The organism is Ruegeria meonggei, assembly GCF_042768335.1.
Lineage (GTDB): Bacteria > Pseudomonadota > Alphaproteobacteria > Rhodobacterales > Rhodobacteraceae > Ruegeria > Ruegeria meonggei.
Map to the genome: position 1 here is coordinate 1,359,685 of NZ_JAXHBT010000001.1, position 17,067 is coordinate 1,376,751.

Consider the following 17,067-nt stretch of genomic DNA (forward strand, 5'->3'; position numbering starts at 1 on the left):
GACTACTGTATCACGCGCGCCCGTTGCCGTTCTCCTAGCCCGCTTTCATATTTGCGGATCGCATCCGCGAATTCCAGCGAGTTCAGGGTGTCGTCGCGGCCCTCAAGATGGGCAGTCTGTGTCGCGTCGTCCATTTCAAACGGCAGCTTTGCCTCGCCCATTCTGATGACCCGGTTTTCGATATCAATCGTGTAGTTGACGCCATCCTCATGGGACGCCGCATGCATCAACCGATCCCGCACCTCGGGACTGACCATGGGCAAGGCAAGGCCATTCTTGCGCGCATTGTCATAGAAAATGCCCGCAAAGCTGGTGCCGATGATGCCCTGAACGCCCAGTTGAACCAGTCCCCAGACCGCGTGTTCCCGGCTGGACCCGCAACCGAAATTGTCGCCGACAACCAATATTCTGGCCTCATGCCACGGGTGGGTGTTCAGCACAAAATCCGTACGCGGGGTGTTATCCTCGTGAAAGCGCAGATCGGCGAATGTGCCCTCTGCCAGCCCTTCGCGAGTGATCGTGATCAGAAAGCGTTTAGGCATGATCACATCGGTATCAACGTTGGCAACCGGCAGGGCGGCGGCGAGCCCATGAACAGTTTTAGGCATCTTATTCCGCTCCTTCGCTTAGAAATTCGCGGACATCCGCGATCCGTCCATGGATGGCGGCGGCGGCCACCATTTCTGGACTCATCAAATGGGTGCGTGCCCCGCGACCCTGCCGACCTTCGAAATTACGATTGGTGGAGGAGGCAATCCGCTCGCCATCCAGGGCGATATCGTCATTCATCGCAAGGCACATCGAACAGCCGCTTTCCGGGCGCCAGTCAAAGCCTGCTTCGATAAACACCCGGTCGATCCCCTCAGCCTCGGCCTGTAGACGGGTATAGGTCGAACCGGGCACGACGATGGCGTTCACCGATCCGGCAACCTTTTTGCCCTGCAGGATTGAGGCAGCCGCGCGCAGATCCTCGATACGGCTGTTGGTGCACGAGCCGATAAAGGCGCTGTCGATCTCGATATCGGTGATCGCCTGACCGGCCCTCAGGTCCATATAGTTTAGTGCGCGGTTCAGCGCCTCGCGTGCCTTTGGCGTCATCCCCTCGGTCTCGGCGGGGACCAAGCTGTCGACTGGAACGGACTGATCCGGGCTGGTGCCCCAACTGACAAGCGGGGCAATCTCGGCAGCGTCAATCTCGAACACCGTGTCGTATTCCGCGCCCGCATCCGAGTTCCATTCCAGCCCGCCGAAGTCCAGTGTGCCGCTATGCGCGCGCCCCTTGGTTGTCTCAAGCGCCTTTTGGTCTGCCCCGATCAGGGCAGCCCGTCCGCCCAACTCGACCGCCATGTTACAGATCGTCATCCGCCCGGACATTTCCTGCGCGCGGATGGCCAAGCCGGAAAACTCGACGGCATAGCCATTTGCACCGCCCGCACCAACCACCTGAACGACTTTCATGATGATGTCTTTGGCGGTCACACCGGGGGCAAGATCGCCATCGATTTTGACCAGCATTGTCTTCAGCCGCTTATAGCGCAGGGTTTGCGTCGCCAGCACGTGTTCGACCTCGGACGTGCCGATGCCAAAACCCAGCGCCCCAAAGGCCCCATAGGTGGTGGTATGGCTGTCACCGCAGGCAATTAGCATCCCTGGTGCGACAAGCCCCTGTTCCGGGACAACAACATGCTCGATCCCTTGGCGGCGGTCGCCTAGGCCATAGAAGGCGATGTTGTGCTTTTTGCAATTGGCTTCCAGATTATCGATCAGCAACTTAGAGGCCGCATCATGCGGATCGCGCTGCCGTGTGGCATTCACGTGATCGACCACTGACAAATGGGCCTCGGGCCGCCAAACGGAAAGCCCCTTCTGATCCAGCCCGGAAAAGGCCTGCGGGCTGGTGTATTCGTTCATGATATGGAAATCGACATAAATCAGCATGTCGCCGTCAGGCAGGTCGCAAACCTTATGTGCGTCCACCAGTTTATCGTAAAGCGTCCTGCTCATTTGGCAGCATCCTTCTGTTCGATCTGGCGCAGGAAAAATGCGCGCATTCGGCTTGCTATTTCGTCCGGAATCTCTTCGGCCATGTAATGGGTGGCGTCGACGGCTTCGCCCTCGACCCGTTGCGCCCGCGATTGCCAAAGCGCCATCGCGTCGAAACAGGTCTCAATCACCCCGCGCTCGGCCCATAGGACCATCAGCGGTTGTTCAACTTTCTGCCCGTCGTCCTGATCGTCATGTTCGATGTCGATGGTCGCGGCGGCGCGGTAGTCTTCGCAAGCGGCGTGGATGGCCTCGGGTGTGCTGAAGGCGGCGATGTATTCGTCGAGCGCCGCAGGGATAAAGGGATTTTCGCCCTTGGCCTGATTGAAGCATTTCAATTTCCAGAACTGCGCGGGATCTTTGCCGATAATCTGTTCCGGGATGGGGTGTTTCTGAATCAGAAAGAACCAGTGCCAATAGGCGCTGGCAAATTCCATTGAGGTATCGCGATACATTTCGCGAGTCGGTGCGATGTCCAACAGGGCTATTGCGCGGACTTTTTGGGGATGATCCAGAGCCATCCGATGGCTGACCCGCGCTCCGCGATCATGGGCACCGACCAGAAAGGTCTCATGCCCCATCTGAGACATGACAGAGACCATGTCTTTTGCCATTTCGCGTTTCGAGTAGGGCGTATGCCGATCATCTGAGGCGGGTTTGTACGAGCGGCCATATCCGCGCAGGTCGGCGCAGATGACATGGAACTGATCTGTCAGTTGCGGGGCAACAGCATGCCACATGGCCGACGTCTGCGGATAGCCGTGCAACAGCAAAAGGCCCGGATTGCCAGGGTCGCCACCGTGTCGCACAAAAATCTTCTGCTCGCCGACATTCAAAGTCAATTCCTCGAAATCCAGAAACATACCGGTGCGCTCCGCTAAATCGGTTGGTTATTCAAGATAACCGACTCTTTTGACAATATTAATCGGATTTACTGATCAATTCTTCCGAAAAATCATCGCCGCACAAGCATGTAATCTCGCTCAGCATATTTGATCGGGTCAGACCGGCCTGACTGAAAGGGAGGAAGCTATGAAGTTCTGGAAGACATCAAGTCTGGTCGTTGCGCTTGTCACCAGTGCAGGTGCGGCCTTTGCCGCCTGTGATCCGGGCGAGGTCGTCATCAAGTTCAGCCACGTTACCAATACCGACAAACACCCCAAGGGCATCGCAGCGACACTGCTGGAACAACGCGTCAACGACGAGATGGACGGAAAAGCCTGTATGGAGGTATTTCCGAACTCGACCCTCTACAATGATGACAAAGTGCTTGAGGCGCTGCTGAACGGCGATATTCAACTGGCGGCGCCATCGCTGTCAAAATTCGAAAAATTCACCAAGAAATTCCGTATCTTCGACCTGCCGTTCCTGTTCAAGAACATCGAGGCGGTTGATGCATTCCAAACCTCGGACGCCGGGCAAGCACTGCTGGATTCGATGCAGCGTCGCGGCCTTCAGGGGCTGACTTTCTGGCACAACGGCATGAAGCAGATGTCGGCCAATGTTCCGCTGGTTACACCGGCCGATGCGGGTGGGTTGAAATTCCGGGTCATGTCCTCGGACGTGCTGGTGGCACAGATGGAAGCGATTGGCGGCAGCCCGCAGAAAATGGCCTTTTCCGAGGTCTACGGCGCCCTTCAGCAGGGTGTTGTGGACGGGCAGGAAAACGTCTGGTCCAACATCTACGGCAAGAAGTTCTTCGAAGTGCAGGACGGCATCACCGAGACCAATCACGGCATCATCGACTATCTGGTCGTGACATCGGTTGACTGGTTGGACAGCCTGGACCCCGAAGTGCGTGATCAGTTCCTGACCATACTGGGCCAGGTAACCGCGACCCGTAACTCGGAATCCTACGCTGTGAACCAGAAAAACCGTCAGGCAATTCTGGATGCGGGCGGCACCATTCGGGCGCTGACGGATGACGAACGCGAGGCCTGGGTCGTCGCCATGCAACCAGTATGGGAACAGTTCTCGGGCGATATCGGTCAGGACTCCCTCGACGCAGCAGTTCAGATCAACTCTGGCTTCTGAATCACTCGGCGCGGGCAGGACATTCCTGCCCGCGCTTTTGTCAAACAAGCAGTTGTTGGGAGGGTAGACTATGGCCGACAATCACTCGTTCGCGGACCGGATCGAAGAGACTTTGATTGCCGTTATTCTGGGTCTGATGACCACACTGACATTTGCCAACGTCGTTGCCAGATATGTCTTTGATTCTAATATCCTTTGGGCATTGGAGATGACGGTCTTCCTATTCGCCTGGCTGGTTCTGCTGGGGTCGTCCTATGCGGTGAAAAAACACGCGCATCTAGGGGTCGATCTGATGGTGAACATGCTGCACGGCAATGCCCGGAAACGACTGGCCCTGGTCGCTGCCGCTGTTTGTGTCGCCTTCTCACTTCTTATGCTGAAGGGATCGTGGGATTACTGGGCCAACTTCGCCAACCTGCCCGCCACCGAAGGGCGCTGGTTCCCGCTTGGGTTCGAGCAAGACTACCTTGAAAAGGGCTGGTACGAGACCAACGACATCCCGATGCCCAGTATCCTCGCCTGGATGGCAGACACCTTCAATGAGGGCGAGGCCTACGAAAAAATCCCGCGTTTTCTGCCCTACATCGTGCTGCCGATTTCGATGGCCTTGCTGTTGCTACGGTTTGTTCAGGCGACATTCAGCATCTTGAACGGAAAGACGGATCGGCTCGTGGCCAGCCATGAGGTTGAAGAAGAATTGGCCGAAATTGAAGCCCAGAACGCAGAGGCTAAATAATGGAAACCGTCCTTCTCTTTGCCATGGTCATCGGGTTCCTGATGATCGGTGTCCCGATTGCAATCTCGCTTGGGATGTCGTCCATCCTGTTTTTGCTGTGGTTTTCGGACAGTTCACTGGCGTCGGTCGCACAAACGCTGTTTGCCGCATTTGAAGGCCACTTTACCCTGCTGGCGATCCCGTTCTTCATTCTGGCCTCGGCCTTCATGACGACGGGCGGTGTGGCGCGACGGATCATCCGCTTCTCGATAGCATGTGTCGGCCATTTCCCGGGCGGCCTCGCCATTGCGGGTGTGTTTGCCTGTATGTTGTTTGCCGCGTTGTCGGGTTCATCGCCAGCCACCGTTGTCGCCATCGGCACAATCGTAATCTCTGGCATGCGGCAGGTCGGATACTCCAAGGAATTCGCCGCTGGTGTGATCTGTAACGCAGGTACATTGGGCATCCTGATCCCACCCTCTATCGTCATGGTGGTCTATGCCGCCTCGGTCGAGGTGTCGGTGGGCCGAATGTTTCTGGCAGGTGTCATTCCGGGGCTGTTGGCCGGTTTGATGCTGATGGCCACCATCTATGTCATCGCCAAGATCAAGAATCTGCCCAAGGGCGAGTGGAAGGGCTGGGGCGAAGTGTTCCAGTCAGGTCGCGAGGCCGGTTGGGGCCTGTTCCTGATCGTGATTATTTTGGGCGGTATCTATGGCGGCATCTTCACGCCTACCGAAGCCGCCGCTGTGGCCGCTGTCTATGCCTTCTTCATCGCCACCTTTGTCTATAAGGACATGGGTCCGCTGGCCGCCCCCAAAACCCGCAGCCTGTCGGCCGCCGCAGTGATCGAAGACGCCCCTGCAGGCCCGCGCATTCCCCTGAAAAGTAAGCCCTGGGCAGTGGTCACCGCGATTGTGCATCCTGACACTCAAAAGACCTTGTTCGATGCGGGGAAACTGACTGTGACGCTGCTGTTTGTGATCGCCAACGCGCTGATCCTGAAACATGTGCTGACGGACGAGCAAATCCCACAGCAGGTCGCCAATGCGATGCTGTCGGCGGGCTTCGGGCCGGTGATGTTCCTGGTGGTTGTCAACATCATCCTGCTGATCGGAGGTCAGTTCATGGAACCCTCAGGCCTCTTGGTCATCGTGGCACCGCTGGTGTTCCCGATCGCCATCGAGTTGGGCATCGATCCGATCCATCTGGGCATCATCATGGTGGTCAACATGGAGATCGGTATGATCACCCCGCCGGTCGGCCTGAACCTCTTCGTCACCTCGGGCGTTGCCGGGATGCCGATGATGAGCGTGGTCAAAGCAGCCTTGCCGTTCCTTGCCGTGCTGTTCGTTTTCCTGTTCATCGTCACCTACGTTCCGTTCCTGTCTACATTCCTCCCCAACACATTCATGGGACCGGAAATCATAACCCAGTGATGCGGAATGCGCTGGCGGCATCTGTCGCCAGCGCATTTTGTTCAAGATAGTAGGATTTGCACGGCTATCGTGATGGTTCAGCGGAGCAACAATACCAGAAGTCTCCTTCCATCGGCGTTGAGGGTTTAGGTGGTCAGTCTGGGAGTGGCTCAGTCGAATAATCCGGCTCAATTTCCGCTCTATGCGCAGGTCGATCTTACGGTTGTTGTGAAGCGAACATAGCGGTCGTTATTACTAAACCAACCGAGGTCCGTTTTGTCCTACAGTGCGTAAATTCAGTCCCTGATCCTTGCTGCACTCTGCACGAATGGCGGCTTTATCCCGCTGCCCGACAGCACCATACTTTACGCTACCGCAGCATTTACCACGTCGCGAGCGCACGCGGCATGAAAACCGGCCTCACAAAAAGGGCTCTCTGCCAACTTTCTCTGCAGTGAGCCTGAAAAAGCCATCAGAACAATTTGCCGCCATTGCTGCGATTTCACGCGTTTGCAGTCACGGCATGATGGCTCGGCCAATTCTAGACCGACGCCTAGCCTGTGAGATGCCGCCACGCGGCCTACCAAAGCCGACGTTGAAACGCTGGCTGGCTAAGGGTTTGGCAAGCGACCAACTGCTGGGGCCATCCGCCCAGTCCCACAAGCGGCTACGAATTCAGTCTTAGTGACGCGCACCGCAAAGAACTGCCATTTGGATTGGTAGGGCGACACACACCAAAGATCGGTATCGCCAAAGTCCAAATACACAAGTTTTTCGCTGACTGCCCACCTGCGGGTAATCTGACGCCCATTTCCGTTGAAGACATATTGCTCTGGATTCATTCCTAGCCCGCGATTTTGGTCCATACCATCAAAGAAAGAGGAGCGATCACGCTTAAGGCGGGTTCCATCGATGACCCAAACTAAGTCTCCGTAAAACTGTTCTCTCGCGCGTACCTCGTCTTCGCCGATATGTGAATGCTGGAATTCAATAACCAAACCACTCGGAGTCCTGACATCCGCAAAGTGCAAATCTCCTTCATCACTTCGCAAAGGGCACTCTTGCCAACTCATCGGAAAACGATCTTTCCATGACCGATGCCACTGCGTCTCGGGTTCCCACCAATGATCGCAATGGGGTTTCCCTTTATGTGCCCAGTGCCAGACCCTTTTTGGCCCACACTTGGCAACCAACCTAGACCCACAACCGGGGCAAATTCCAGCCCCACCGGGGCTCGCCTCAGCCATGGCATCATTAAGTAAAGCGAAACGCATATAAGGCAAATAGCAATTGGCTAACGCCAATGAAAGGCTCAAAGACCACTTTGCTCACGGCCCAGAGCGGACATCGAAGCATCCATCGTCATGCTACGGCGCGCCTGCGAGACCGGTCAGGTGAGCCCTGATCTGACTATAGCGGCACTTCCAGCGTTCGCGTATGCAGCGTAACGCGTACTGCAGAAAGCGGTAGTTGGATGTAACATTCTCAAACGGCAGGGAGCGGACTTTTCCGTCATTCGATTTTTGGCCTTCGCTGACGCAGCACCGGCTCGCAGGCGCGGCACCCTTGTTGTCGCGGTGCAGCTCAAGTCGCCAATCCGGTCATTAGCGGACGCGAGATTTGCCGGAAGCGAAACCGTACTGTCGCCGCAGCTCGGCCGGGCAAGCTAAACGCGGACTAGGCGGACTTTTACGGTTGCAGGTAATGCTCACGCAGCAGTTCTTCGCGCTTACAGCTAAGTGGTATCGGTGACGTGGTGGATTTCACCAGGCTGGTCGTTCGATCGTTCTGGTCTCGATTGTGAAGAGTTCTTGGGGGCCACAGTTGATCAGGTCGCGATGAATTCGATACAGGTACGCTGGTTGCGCTCAAACCTGTAGCGGCATTAGAAGTCCGGCTGCAATGAGGGCCGTAGAGTGACGGCGGGTAGGTATCGGTGGTTCTTCGTTAACTAACGGCAATCTTAGATCGAGCGTGCCTTTCAAGCACCCAATGATATCGCGATCTTGGTTTCAATCGTTCCCTTGACGTGACATGAAATGAGCTAACGGTATCCGCGCAAAGCCACAATTTTTAGAACAAAGGAACGACTCATGACCTCAGCCAAACCAAATGTCGGGGCGCAAATCGAGCAAATGAGTTTTTTAAGGCTGGGGTTTGAGGACAAGGTTACGATCGGTCAACAAAAAGACCGCTGGACCATGTTGTTTGTCTATCGGGGTAAGCATTGTCCACGCTGCAAGCGCTTCTTGAACAAGTTGAATGCGGCGCTGCCGGCATGGGCTGACGTTATGGACGTTGTTGTCGTCTCTGCCGACACCAAAGAAAAAGCTGCAGCAGACAAAGCAGAATTCGGCTGGGATTTTGATCTTTGTTATGGAATGACCGAAGCGCAAATGCGCGCGCTTGGTCTATATGTGTCATCACCTCTATCTGATGCAGAAACGACGGGTCTATTCGCCGAACCTGGCGCGTTTGGTATCCGTCCGAATGGGACGCTGATGCTGGCCGATATCTCTAACGGCCCTGCGGCACGTCCCGATTTGGAAGAGCTTTTGGACGGAATGAAATTCAATATTGATAATGACCGTCCGGAACGAGGAACGGCCTGAGACCACCAGATCGCTTGGCCTTGGTTACTCGAAGTAGCTGGGGTGCGTCTTGTGAATGAAGTCGATGGTTTCGTCGAGGCGGGACAGATGCTTTCTGACTGAGGCTTGCGCTTGGTCATGATCGCCTGCTGCCATGGCCTCTGCAATCTCTCGGTGATCGGCGAGGATGGCGTCTGCGGCACTGCCCTTTTCAAGACTGAGCATACATAGTCGGTCAACCTTCTGCTTTGATTCTAGCATCACTTCAAATGCCATCGGATTGCCGCTGAGCACGTAGATCAGTTTGTGAAAATCATAGTCCAGCGCGTGAAACGCCGATAGATCACCGTCACTGATCGCCTGCTCTTGTAAGGCGAGATTTTCTGCCAGCTTTGCTTCTCGCGTTGCATCCCAAACTTCCATTGCTCGATGGATGATCTCCAGTTCCACCGCCATTCGAACCAATCGAGCGAGAGCCACTCGCTCCATCGAAAATCCCCGAACTACAGTCGCCTTTTGTGGTCGTATTACGAGCAGATCTTCGTTGCCGAGCCTTGTGAATGCGTTGCGAACAGGTTGGCGTGATACCCCGAATCGGCTCGCCACCTCAAATTCGGAAAGTTTCGTACCGGGAAGAATTTCAAGCGAAACGATCTCGTCGTGTAGCGCTTCATAGACCGCATCGGTTGTGGTTCGTCTGACAATATCTTCCACGGTATGTTGCTTGCGCCCTCTATCTTGGTCACGTTTCAAATTACCGATTCACTGTTAAGACCTTGAAACCAAGTTAATATTCTTCTGGCGTCTGCCTGAGTGAACCAATGTATTCGTTTCACCTATCAAATGCCTTGCGCTTTCGACTGTCAAGCAATCTGACATACTAGATGCCTACAGTTGACATAACTTGGATACTAGTGTCCCTTTAGAAGCAGCAGCGATTCTGGTTCTTGGGGGAAATCGAAAGCTAAGTGGCTTACGGTCTCTGAAATTCCATGAAAGCCAAATCCTGTCCAAAATTAATCGGGGAGGAGAACCCATGACTTTCACGAAATCGTTCTTTGCAACTGCGACCGCTGTGGCATTCATTGCAACGTCAGCTTCAGCCGAAAACTGGCGGGCCTGGAACATCCACAACGACGGCCATCCCAACACGGCTGCAATGGACAAGTTTGCCGAACTGGTTGACTCAGCTACAGACGGCGAGGTTACCGTCGATGTATTCCATGGTGGTGTTCTTGGTTCCCAACCGGATGCCCTTGAACAAGTACGTATCGGCGCAATCGAGGTTGGTAACTTCAACCTCGGTCCCATTGGCCCAATGGTGAAAGAAGCTAACCTTGTATCGCTTCCTTTCATCTTCAAAGATGTTCCGCACATGTTCCGCGTGCTGGACGGCGACGCCGGTGACGTTGTTTCAGCTGCGATGGGTGAAGCAGGCGTACTGCCACTGGCATGGTTTGATGCCGGTGCGCGTTCTTTCTACAGCCAAAAGCCGATCAACACGCCCGCAGATGTCGAAGGTCTGAAAATCCGAGTGATGAACAACGATCTTTATACATCGATGATTTCTGCGATGGGCGGGAACCCGTCTCCAATGGCTTTCTCCGAAGTTCAGCAAGCGTTGAAAACCGGCGTTGTTGATGGTGCGGAAAACAACTTCCCGTCGTTCAAAAATGTCGGTCACTATGAAGTGACCACAAATTATTCTTTGTCCGAGCACCTGATTATCCCCGAGTGCATCTGCGTGAACACGGCCAAATTCAATGCGCTGTCTCCTGAGCTGCAGGCCGCTGTGCGCGGGGCAGCAGAAGAAGCCGCACTGGTCCAGCGAGAGCTTTGGGCAGTTGGCTCTGAGCAAGCGCGTAAAGATGTTGAAGCGGCTGGCATCACGGTCAACGAAATCGCCGACAAAGGCCCATTCCAATCCGCAATGGATTCGGTTTACGCAGACTACCTGGCTGCAAATCCTGACATGAAGGCGTTGGTGGAAATGGCGCAAGCCACTGAATAAGTTGTCTTAATAGTCCAACTTTGAGCGCCCGGCTCCACCAATTGGATGCCGGGCGTTTTGCCTCAGAGGAAACCCAATGCAAGAGCCCGATACCCCACCTGCCGCCATGCGCAACATGGACAGGATTCTTGATCTGCTCGCACGAGGCTGCATGTTGCTGTCTGGCGTCGCCATTGTTGTCATGACAGCGATCTTTGCCTGGCTAGTATTCGGCCGCTACGTTCTGAACAACACGCCCACGTGGGTCGAGCAGGTTTCACTGCTGTTGGTCATGGTCATCGCATTCCTTGGCGCGGCTGCGGGTGTGCACAATCACACGCACCTCTCTGTTGTCGTGTTCCGCAATATAGTTCCGGCCTCTGTGCGAACGGTTTTCGTCGTGGTCTCTGATGTCCTGATGGCAGGTTTCGGTGGCATGATGTTTTGGTACGGAATTGAGTTGACCAAATTCAAATGGAACACCCTGATCCCGCTCATCCAATGGTCAGAGGGCTTGCGCTCCTTGCCACTGACAGTCAGCGGCGCGTTGGTGTTCCTTTTTTCCACTGGCCATCTGATCCGCCTGTTTCTGGGCCGAGACGAACGCCAAGACAACATAGATCAGGGATAGTCATGGGACTCATGATTCTGTTGGGGGTTTTTGCCCTTTGTGTCATAATCGGTGCGCCAGTGGCATACGCCCTTGGTATCGCTGCATTGGCTTCCTTTTGGTTTGAAGGATTGCCGCTGTTTGTTGGATTCCAGCGTATCGTGTCGGGGATCAACGTCTTTTCCCTAATGGCGATCCCGTTCTTCATCTTTGCGGGCGAGTTGATGTTTCACGGCGGTATCGCAATCCGGTTGGTTCGGTTTGCGCAGGCCGCCGTAGGCGCTGTGCGCGGTGGGCTTGGTATCGTCAATGTCTTCTCGTCCATGTTGTTTGGTGGCATTTCCGGATCGGCAATTGCCGATATCTCGGCGCTTGGGTCGATCCTGATCCCGGTGATGAAAGACAAAGGTTATGATGCCGACTATGCGGTGAACGTCACGGTGACGTCATCAATTGCCGGAATCATCATTCCGCCTAGCCACAACATGATCATCTTTGCTCTTGCAACAGGCGGTGCTGTTTCAATCTCAAAACTGTTTCTGGCTGGCGTTGTGCCCGGCGTCCTTATGTGTTGCTGCCTTGCAATTGCGGCGTACGTTGTAGCGGTCAAGCGCGGCTATCAGGCCGAGCAGTTTCCAGGTTGGATCGCACTTGCCATTGCTTTTGTGGGTTCGATTCCGGGTTTATTGACGGCCGTGATCATTGTCGGAGGGGTCTTGTCAGGCGTCTTTACGGTGACTGAATCCGGCGCGTTCGGGGCAATGTATGCCTTTGTCGTGACGCTTGTTGTCTATCGCAGCCTGTCTTGGGAAAACTTTAAAACCGCCGTTATCTCTTCGGTGCGCACAACTTCTATGGTGATGATCCTGATCGCCTGTGCCGGTGCTTTTGCCTATATGCTGACGTTCAACCGGGTGCCGACGAAAACGGTCGAATTCCTATTGGGTATCACAGAAAACCCTATCCTGATCTTGTTAATGATCAATGCTGTCCTGTTGCTTTTGGGGATGATCATGGACATGGCCGCGCTCATCCTTATCTGCACGCCGATCTTTTTGCCGGTGATGAACATGCTGGGTATCGACCCGCTGCAGTTCGGTATGATCCTTTTGGTGAACCTCGGCCTTGGTCTTTGCACGCCACCTGTCGGGACCTGTCTCTTTGTGGGATGTGCGGTTGGAAAACTACCGATGGAGAAGGCGGTCAAAACGATTTGGCCATTCTACCTCGCCATTTTTGCAGCGCTCATGCTGATCACCTTCGTGCCGGCAATTTCACTGACGCTGCCGAACCTGATCATTGGCCCGTAAATCAAAGGAGAATTTGGCGATGCTGACAATAAGACGCCTGGACATCGATGACGCGGGCAAGTTGATCGCGGGAGCGCGAGGCAAAGCGCAGGAAATCGGCGTGCCGATGTGTATTGCCGTCACAGACGAAAGCGGCAACCTCATCGCGTTTGAGCGGATGGACGGCGGCAAGATCACCAGCATCAACCTAGCCATCGACAAGAGCTTCACCGCAACCGGCATCCAAAAAGGCACGGACGCTCTTGGTGAAGCTAATCAGCCGGGTATGGCCGCACATGGAATATCCTCATCGTTGGGGGGGCGCATGGTGACCGTTGCAGGTGGCCTCCCTGTGACGGTTGACGGACAGGTTGTTGGCGGGATCGGAGTGAGCTCAGGTTCACCAGCCCAGGACCTCGAAGTCGCGCAGGCAGCGGTCACGGCGCTCTGCGAAGTCTAAAAAGAAAGAGTTTAAGGAGTCAGATATGACAAAACCCGTCATCGGTTTCATCGGCCTCGGTCTCATGGGCGGCAACATGGCAGAATGCCTGCAAAACAACGGTTTCGATCTGGTTGTCATGGGTCGCAACAAGGAAGCAGTGGCCGCCACAGTCAACCGCGGCGGTGTAGAGGTTAAGACGCCACGAGAGCTTGCTGCGAAAAGCGATATCGTGATGCTTTGTGTAACGACATCGGAAGTGGTCGAAAGCCTAATCTATGGCGATGATGGCATCCTAGCAGGCATCAAAGAAGGTGCTGTGGTCATTGACTTTGGTACTTCCATCCCGGCGTCCACACGCAAAATTGGCGCTGATTTAGCCGCCAAAGGTGCCGGTATGGTTGACGCTCCGCTAGGACGCACGCCCGCGCACGCCAAGGACGGTTTACTGAACATCATGGCGGCGGGGGATATCGGCACCTTTGAGAAAGTGAAACCTGTCCTGGATGTACTGGGGGAAAATGTGTTTCACCTCGGCGAGCTGGGTGCTGGCCACGTGACCAAGCTCATCAACAATTTCATGGGTATGACCACTGCTTGCACAATGAGCCAGGCGTTTGCCGTGGCTGATCGCGCGGGGATCAACAAGCAACAACTATTCGACATCATGTCAGCTGGTCCGTCCAATTCGCCATTCATGGGCTTTTGCAAGAATTACGCGGTGGATGGCGTCAGTGATCTTGGGTTCTCAATCAACAATGCCAACAAGGATCTTGGGTATTTTCTGAAGATGGCCGCTGACATGGGCACGCGGGCCGAGATTGCCGAAGGCACTGCGCACAACTTACAGGCCGCGGTCGACGCAGGCATTGGGGATGGCAACGTGCCGGAAATCTTCGACTATTTTGTCAGGCTCTAACGCTGGGAACAGCATCAACCCAAGGCAGAAAATTACGAAGCACTATTTGGACGGGAAAGAACGATCATGAAACTTCAGGGAAAATCCGCAATTGTCACTGGTGGCGGCCGCGATATCGGGCGCGCTTGTGCTGTCAAGCTCGCCTCCGAAGGCGCATCTGTGGCCGTAAATTACTTCGCCAGCGGTGCAGGGGCGGAGGAAACTGTAGCTGAGATCGTAGCGAACTGCGGCAAGGCATTTGCAGTTCAGGGCGACTTGAACAAGCCCGAAGACGTCGACGCGCTTGTTGCCCAAACGGTCGAAACTTATGGCAGTCTGGACATTCTGGTAAACAATGCCGGGGGTCTAATTGCGCGCAAGAAAATCGCGGAAATGTCGCTTGAGCATTGGCAGGCTGTCATGGATCTCAACCTGACCAGCACGTTTCTTATGGTCAAAGCGGCGCTGCTGCATATGAAATCCGGGGCGATTGTAAACATCGCTAGTCAGGCGGGTCGCGACGGCGGCGGCCCGGGTGCGTCGGCTTACGCAACATCAAAAGGTGCTGTGATGACATTTACCCGCAGTCTTGCAAAAGAACTGGGCCCTGACATTCGTGTCAATGCAATCTGCCCAGGTATGATCGACACGGATTTCCATAACATCCACACTCCCGACGCAGGCCGTCGCGGGTTAGAAGCAGCTGCGCCGCTCAAGCGGCAAGGCCGGTCTCAGGATGTTGCGAACCTAGTGGCGTTTCTAGCAAGCAAGGACGCGGCTTATCTGACCGGAACCAATGTCGATATCAATGGTGGGATGCTGTTCTCGTGACCACGGCAGAACAGGTCACGTAATTGTCCAACACTACCGTTTGTCAAATTCGAAGTACTGGAAACCGGAATATGCGTATTCTCGCGATAGGTGAATGCATGGCCGAAATGGCCCCAACTGACGCGCCAAGCACGTATCAAATGGGGTTCGCCGGAGACACGTTCAATACAGCTTGGTATCTGGCCCAACTCGCACCCGAAACGCCCTTGTCCTATTTTACAGCCGTCGGAGATGACGCCATTTCTTCTCGGATGCTGAGTGTCATGCGCGAAAGTGGGGTCAACACCCAGCAGGTGAGGATCGTGCCAAACCGTTCAGTGGGGTTGTATCTTATCACGTTGGACAACGGGGAACGTAGTTTTACCTATTGGCGCGGCCAGTCGGCCGCACGCCTGTTGGCCCAAGACAAGCAAGCACTTGCCCACGCCATGAAGCAATCAGATCTAATCTATTTCTCCGGCATAACTCTGGCAATCTTGAACCCAGAAGGGCGCGCCGCCTTGCTCGACGTAGCTCGGTCAGCGCGGCACGCTGGAAAACGGATTGCCTTCGACCCCAATCTGCGCCCGCATCTTTGGGACAGTCCGTCTGAGATGACCGAGAACATCATGCAAGCGGCCGCCGTTAGCAATATCGCCTTGCCATCGTTCGAGGACGAGGCACGTTGGTTCAGCGACATGAACCCCGCGGCCACTTTGCAGCGCTATGCAAGGGCGGGTGCGGAAACGATCGTTGTCAAGAATGGCGCAGAAACGGTCCTTTATCGCACCCGCGGCGCAGACGGCTCTGTCCATGTTCCGCCTCTGGCTTCGGTTGTGGATACGACTGCTGCCGGCGACAGTTTCAACGCTGGCATTCTGGCGGGGCTGGCAACAGATAAACCCTTCCCTGACAGCATAGCGCTGGCCTGCAAACTGGCAGGGCATGTCGTGCAAGGCAAAGGTGCACTTGTTCCCATCAACCAAAGCCTGCTCGACAGTTGCCCCCAGCCTTAGCAGAAGGATCCAGCCCATGCCGAACCCTCAGCCCGCGGAAACGATCAAATTGCATCCGGATACGCTTGATCGCTTGTCAAAGGTCAGCACGGCAACAGTGGCCACGCTGCTTTACAAACGCGGTTATCAAAACGCCTATGTTCAAGGCGTTGCCCCATTGGGCACGGGCAAGCCCTCCCTCGTGGGCCCGGCTTTTACGCTGCGCTACATTCCTGCACGGCCTGACACCGACCCAATCGAGGCGTTTCGTGAGCCAGATCACCCGCAGCGCGTGGCCGTGGAAACATGTCCTGAACGCGCGGTATTGGTCATGGATTGTCGGCAGGACGCCACGGCGACCTCGGCAGGTTCGATCCTTTTGACGCGACTGGAAATGCGCGGAGCAGCGGGCGTTGTTACGGGTGCTGTCAGACGAATTCGAACCAGTCTCTGTTAGGCTTGTGACGCTGTCCTTTATTCCAAGCCAAGTTCGCGCCACTCGGCAAGAGCGGCGCTGCGTGTCAGCTTGAAGGTGTCTCGGCTGGTGAGAGATCTTTCCTGGTTGAAGTGGTTGGAGATGGAGGAGTGAACGGCGGCGAATTTCTGCAAACTTCGCATCCGCCTGAAACGCTGCATTGCGCGTTCTCGTCGTCGGAACGGCAGGTGCGAGTTCTCTACGCGATTGTTGAGCCACCTACCCGTACTTTGTTTTTCGAGCGCACCCAAATCTCTCAGCGTCGCCTTATAGGATGCGAAGCGATCTGTTACGGTCTCGTCGGCGCAACCGTGCCGCTTCATTTCATCAGTTTTCTGAGGAATTTCAATGCTGCGGCTTTGTTTCTGCGCTTCGTGGCGACTGCTTCCAGCACCTCACCTTCGTGATCGACGGCACGCCAGAGGTAGTGACGTTTTCCATTCACCTTCACGAAAACCTCGTCCACGTGCCACTTCCATCTTGAAAAGGCTCGAAGTTTCTGAACGCGCTTTCTTCGTATCTCAGAAGCAAACACCGGACCAAACCTGTTCCACCAGTAGCGGACGGTTTCATGGCTGACATCGATGCCCCGCTCATGCAGCAGGTCCTCGACATTCCGCAAGGAAAGCGAAAATCTGATGTACGCCATCACCGCCAGGCGGATGATCTCGGGACTGGTTTTGAAGTACTTGAAGGAGGCAGGTCTGGTCATGGGCAAAATCTATGCAACCGCCCTGCCCTGCTCAAGCAAAGTTCTTCT

Annotated in this window: 17 protein-coding genes and 2 pseudogenes; 12 read left to right on the forward strand and 7 right to left on the reverse strand. The window is 55.1% G+C overall.

Features of this window, described 5'->3' with window-relative positions:
- Positions 1-2: 2 nt before the first annotated feature.
- Genes leuD through SJY13_RS06755 form a run of 3 tightly spaced genes read right to left on the reverse strand, consistent with a single transcriptional unit; the run spans position 3 to position 2,906 of the window.
- A complete protein-coding gene (gene leuD, locus SJY13_RS06745) occupies positions 3-608 on the reverse strand; it encodes a 3-isopropylmalate dehydratase small subunit (protein ID WP_377189265.1) in 606 nt (201 codons plus the stop codon).
- A 1-nt stretch (position 609) separates the two neighbouring features.
- Positions 610-2,004 (reverse strand): 3-isopropylmalate dehydratase large subunit, encoded by a 1,395-nt coding sequence (gene leuC / locus SJY13_RS06750; protein ID WP_377189268.1) that lies wholly within the window; start codon positions 2,002-2,004, stop codon positions 610-612.
- Positions 2,001-2,906: an alpha/beta fold hydrolase gene (locus SJY13_RS06755; RefSeq protein WP_377189271.1), complete on the reverse strand. Its 906-nt coding sequence runs from the start codon at positions 2,904-2,906 to the stop codon at positions 2,001-2,003. Before SJY13_RS06755 ends, leuC begins: the two co-directional genes overlap by 4 nt.
- 169 nt (positions 2,907-3,075) lie before the next feature.
- On the opposite strand from SJY13_RS06755, the gene SJY13_RS06760 reads away from it, so the two are divergent.
- The 3 genes from SJY13_RS06760 (at position 3,076) to SJY13_RS06770 (ending at position 6,231) form a co-directional block, all read left to right on the forward strand.
- Positions 3,076-4,077: a DctP family TRAP transporter solute-binding subunit gene (locus SJY13_RS06760; protein WP_377189274.1), complete on the forward strand. Its 1,002-nt coding sequence runs from the start codon at positions 3,076-3,078 to the stop codon at positions 4,075-4,077.
- Positions 4,078-4,147: 70 nt separating this feature from the next.
- Positions 4,148-4,813 (forward strand): TRAP transporter small permease, encoded by a 666-nt coding sequence (locus SJY13_RS06765; protein ID WP_377189277.1) that lies wholly within the window; start codon positions 4,148-4,150, stop codon positions 4,811-4,813.
- Complete coding sequence (locus tag SJY13_RS06770; protein WP_377189280.1) at positions 4,813-6,231, forward strand: TRAP transporter large permease; 1,419 nt, start codon at positions 4,813-4,815, stop codon at positions 6,229-6,231. Before SJY13_RS06765 ends, SJY13_RS06770 begins: the two co-directional genes overlap by 1 nt.
- A gap of 590 nt (positions 6,232-6,821) precedes the next feature.
- Here the strand turns inward: SJY13_RS06770 and SJY13_RS06775 are convergent.
- Complete coding sequence (locus SJY13_RS06775) at positions 6,822-7,262, reverse strand: hypothetical protein (protein ID WP_377193728.1); 441 nt, start codon at positions 7,260-7,262, stop codon at positions 6,822-6,824.
- 87 nt (positions 7,263-7,349) lie between these two features.
- Positions 7,350-7,484, reverse strand: a pseudogene (locus SJY13_RS06780) (competence protein CoiA family protein); the annotation flags it as partial.
- Between the two features lie 819 nt (positions 7,485-8,303).
- On the opposite strand from SJY13_RS06780, the gene SJY13_RS06785 reads away from it, so the two are divergent.
- Positions 8,304-8,822 (forward strand): redoxin domain-containing protein, encoded by a 519-nt coding sequence (locus SJY13_RS06785; RefSeq protein ID WP_377189283.1) that lies wholly within the window; start codon positions 8,304-8,306, stop codon positions 8,820-8,822.
- Positions 8,823-8,846: 24 nt separating this feature from the next.
- Here the strand turns inward: SJY13_RS06785 and SJY13_RS06790 are convergent, their stop codons facing one another.
- Positions 8,847-9,515 carry a GntR family transcriptional regulator gene (locus SJY13_RS06790; RefSeq protein WP_377189286.1) on the reverse strand — a complete coding sequence of 223 codons (669 nt, stop codon included), beginning with the start codon at positions 9,513-9,515 and terminating at the stop codon, positions 8,847-8,849.
- A gap of 322 nt (positions 9,516-9,837) precedes the next feature.
- Between SJY13_RS06790 and SJY13_RS06795 the strand changes: the two genes are divergently transcribed.
- The 8 genes from SJY13_RS06795 to SJY13_RS06830 all read left to right on the forward strand — a co-directional run bounded on the left by SJY13_RS06795 (position 9,838) and on the right by SJY13_RS06830 (position 16,289).
- Positions 9,838-10,812, forward strand: a complete 975-nt coding sequence (locus SJY13_RS06795) for a TRAP transporter substrate-binding protein (protein WP_377189289.1) — start codon at positions 9,838-9,840, stop codon at positions 10,810-10,812.
- A gap of 76 nt (positions 10,813-10,888) precedes the next feature.
- Positions 10,889-11,422, forward strand: a complete 534-nt coding sequence (locus SJY13_RS06800; protein WP_377189292.1) for a TRAP transporter small permease — start codon at positions 10,889-10,891, stop codon at positions 11,420-11,422.
- Positions 11,423-11,424: 2 nt separating this feature from the next.
- Entirely contained in the window at positions 11,425-12,711 is a 1,287-nt protein-coding gene (locus SJY13_RS06805) for a TRAP transporter large permease (protein WP_377189295.1), read from the forward strand.
- Positions 12,712-12,730: 19 nt separating this feature from the next.
- Complete coding sequence (locus tag SJY13_RS06810; protein WP_377189298.1) at positions 12,731-13,150, forward strand: GlcG/HbpS family heme-binding protein; 420 nt, start codon at positions 12,731-12,733, stop codon at positions 13,148-13,150.
- Positions 13,151-13,175: 25 nt separating this feature from the next.
- Positions 13,176-14,048 (forward strand): NAD(P)-dependent oxidoreductase, encoded by an 873-nt coding sequence (locus SJY13_RS06815; protein ID WP_377189301.1) that lies wholly within the window; start codon positions 13,176-13,178, stop codon positions 14,046-14,048.
- A 66-nt stretch (positions 14,049-14,114) separates the two neighbouring features.
- Complete coding sequence (locus tag SJY13_RS06820) at positions 14,115-14,858, forward strand: SDR family NAD(P)-dependent oxidoreductase (protein ID WP_377189304.1); 744 nt, start codon at positions 14,115-14,117, stop codon at positions 14,856-14,858.
- Positions 14,859-14,929: 71 nt separating this feature from the next.
- Positions 14,930-15,853: a sugar kinase gene (locus SJY13_RS06825; protein ID WP_377189307.1), complete on the forward strand. Its 924-nt coding sequence runs from the start codon at positions 14,930-14,932 to the stop codon at positions 15,851-15,853.
- Positions 15,854-15,869: 16 nt separating this feature from the next.
- On the forward strand, positions 15,870-16,289 hold the full coding sequence (locus SJY13_RS06830) for an RraA family protein (RefSeq protein WP_377189310.1): 420 nt from the start codon (positions 15,870-15,872) through the stop codon (positions 16,287-16,289).
- 17 nt (positions 16,290-16,306) lie between these two features.
- Here the strand turns inward: SJY13_RS06830 and SJY13_RS06835 are convergent.
- Positions 16,307-17,019, reverse strand: a pseudogene (locus tag SJY13_RS06835) (IS6 family transposase).
- Positions 17,020-17,067: the final 48 nt, after the last annotated feature.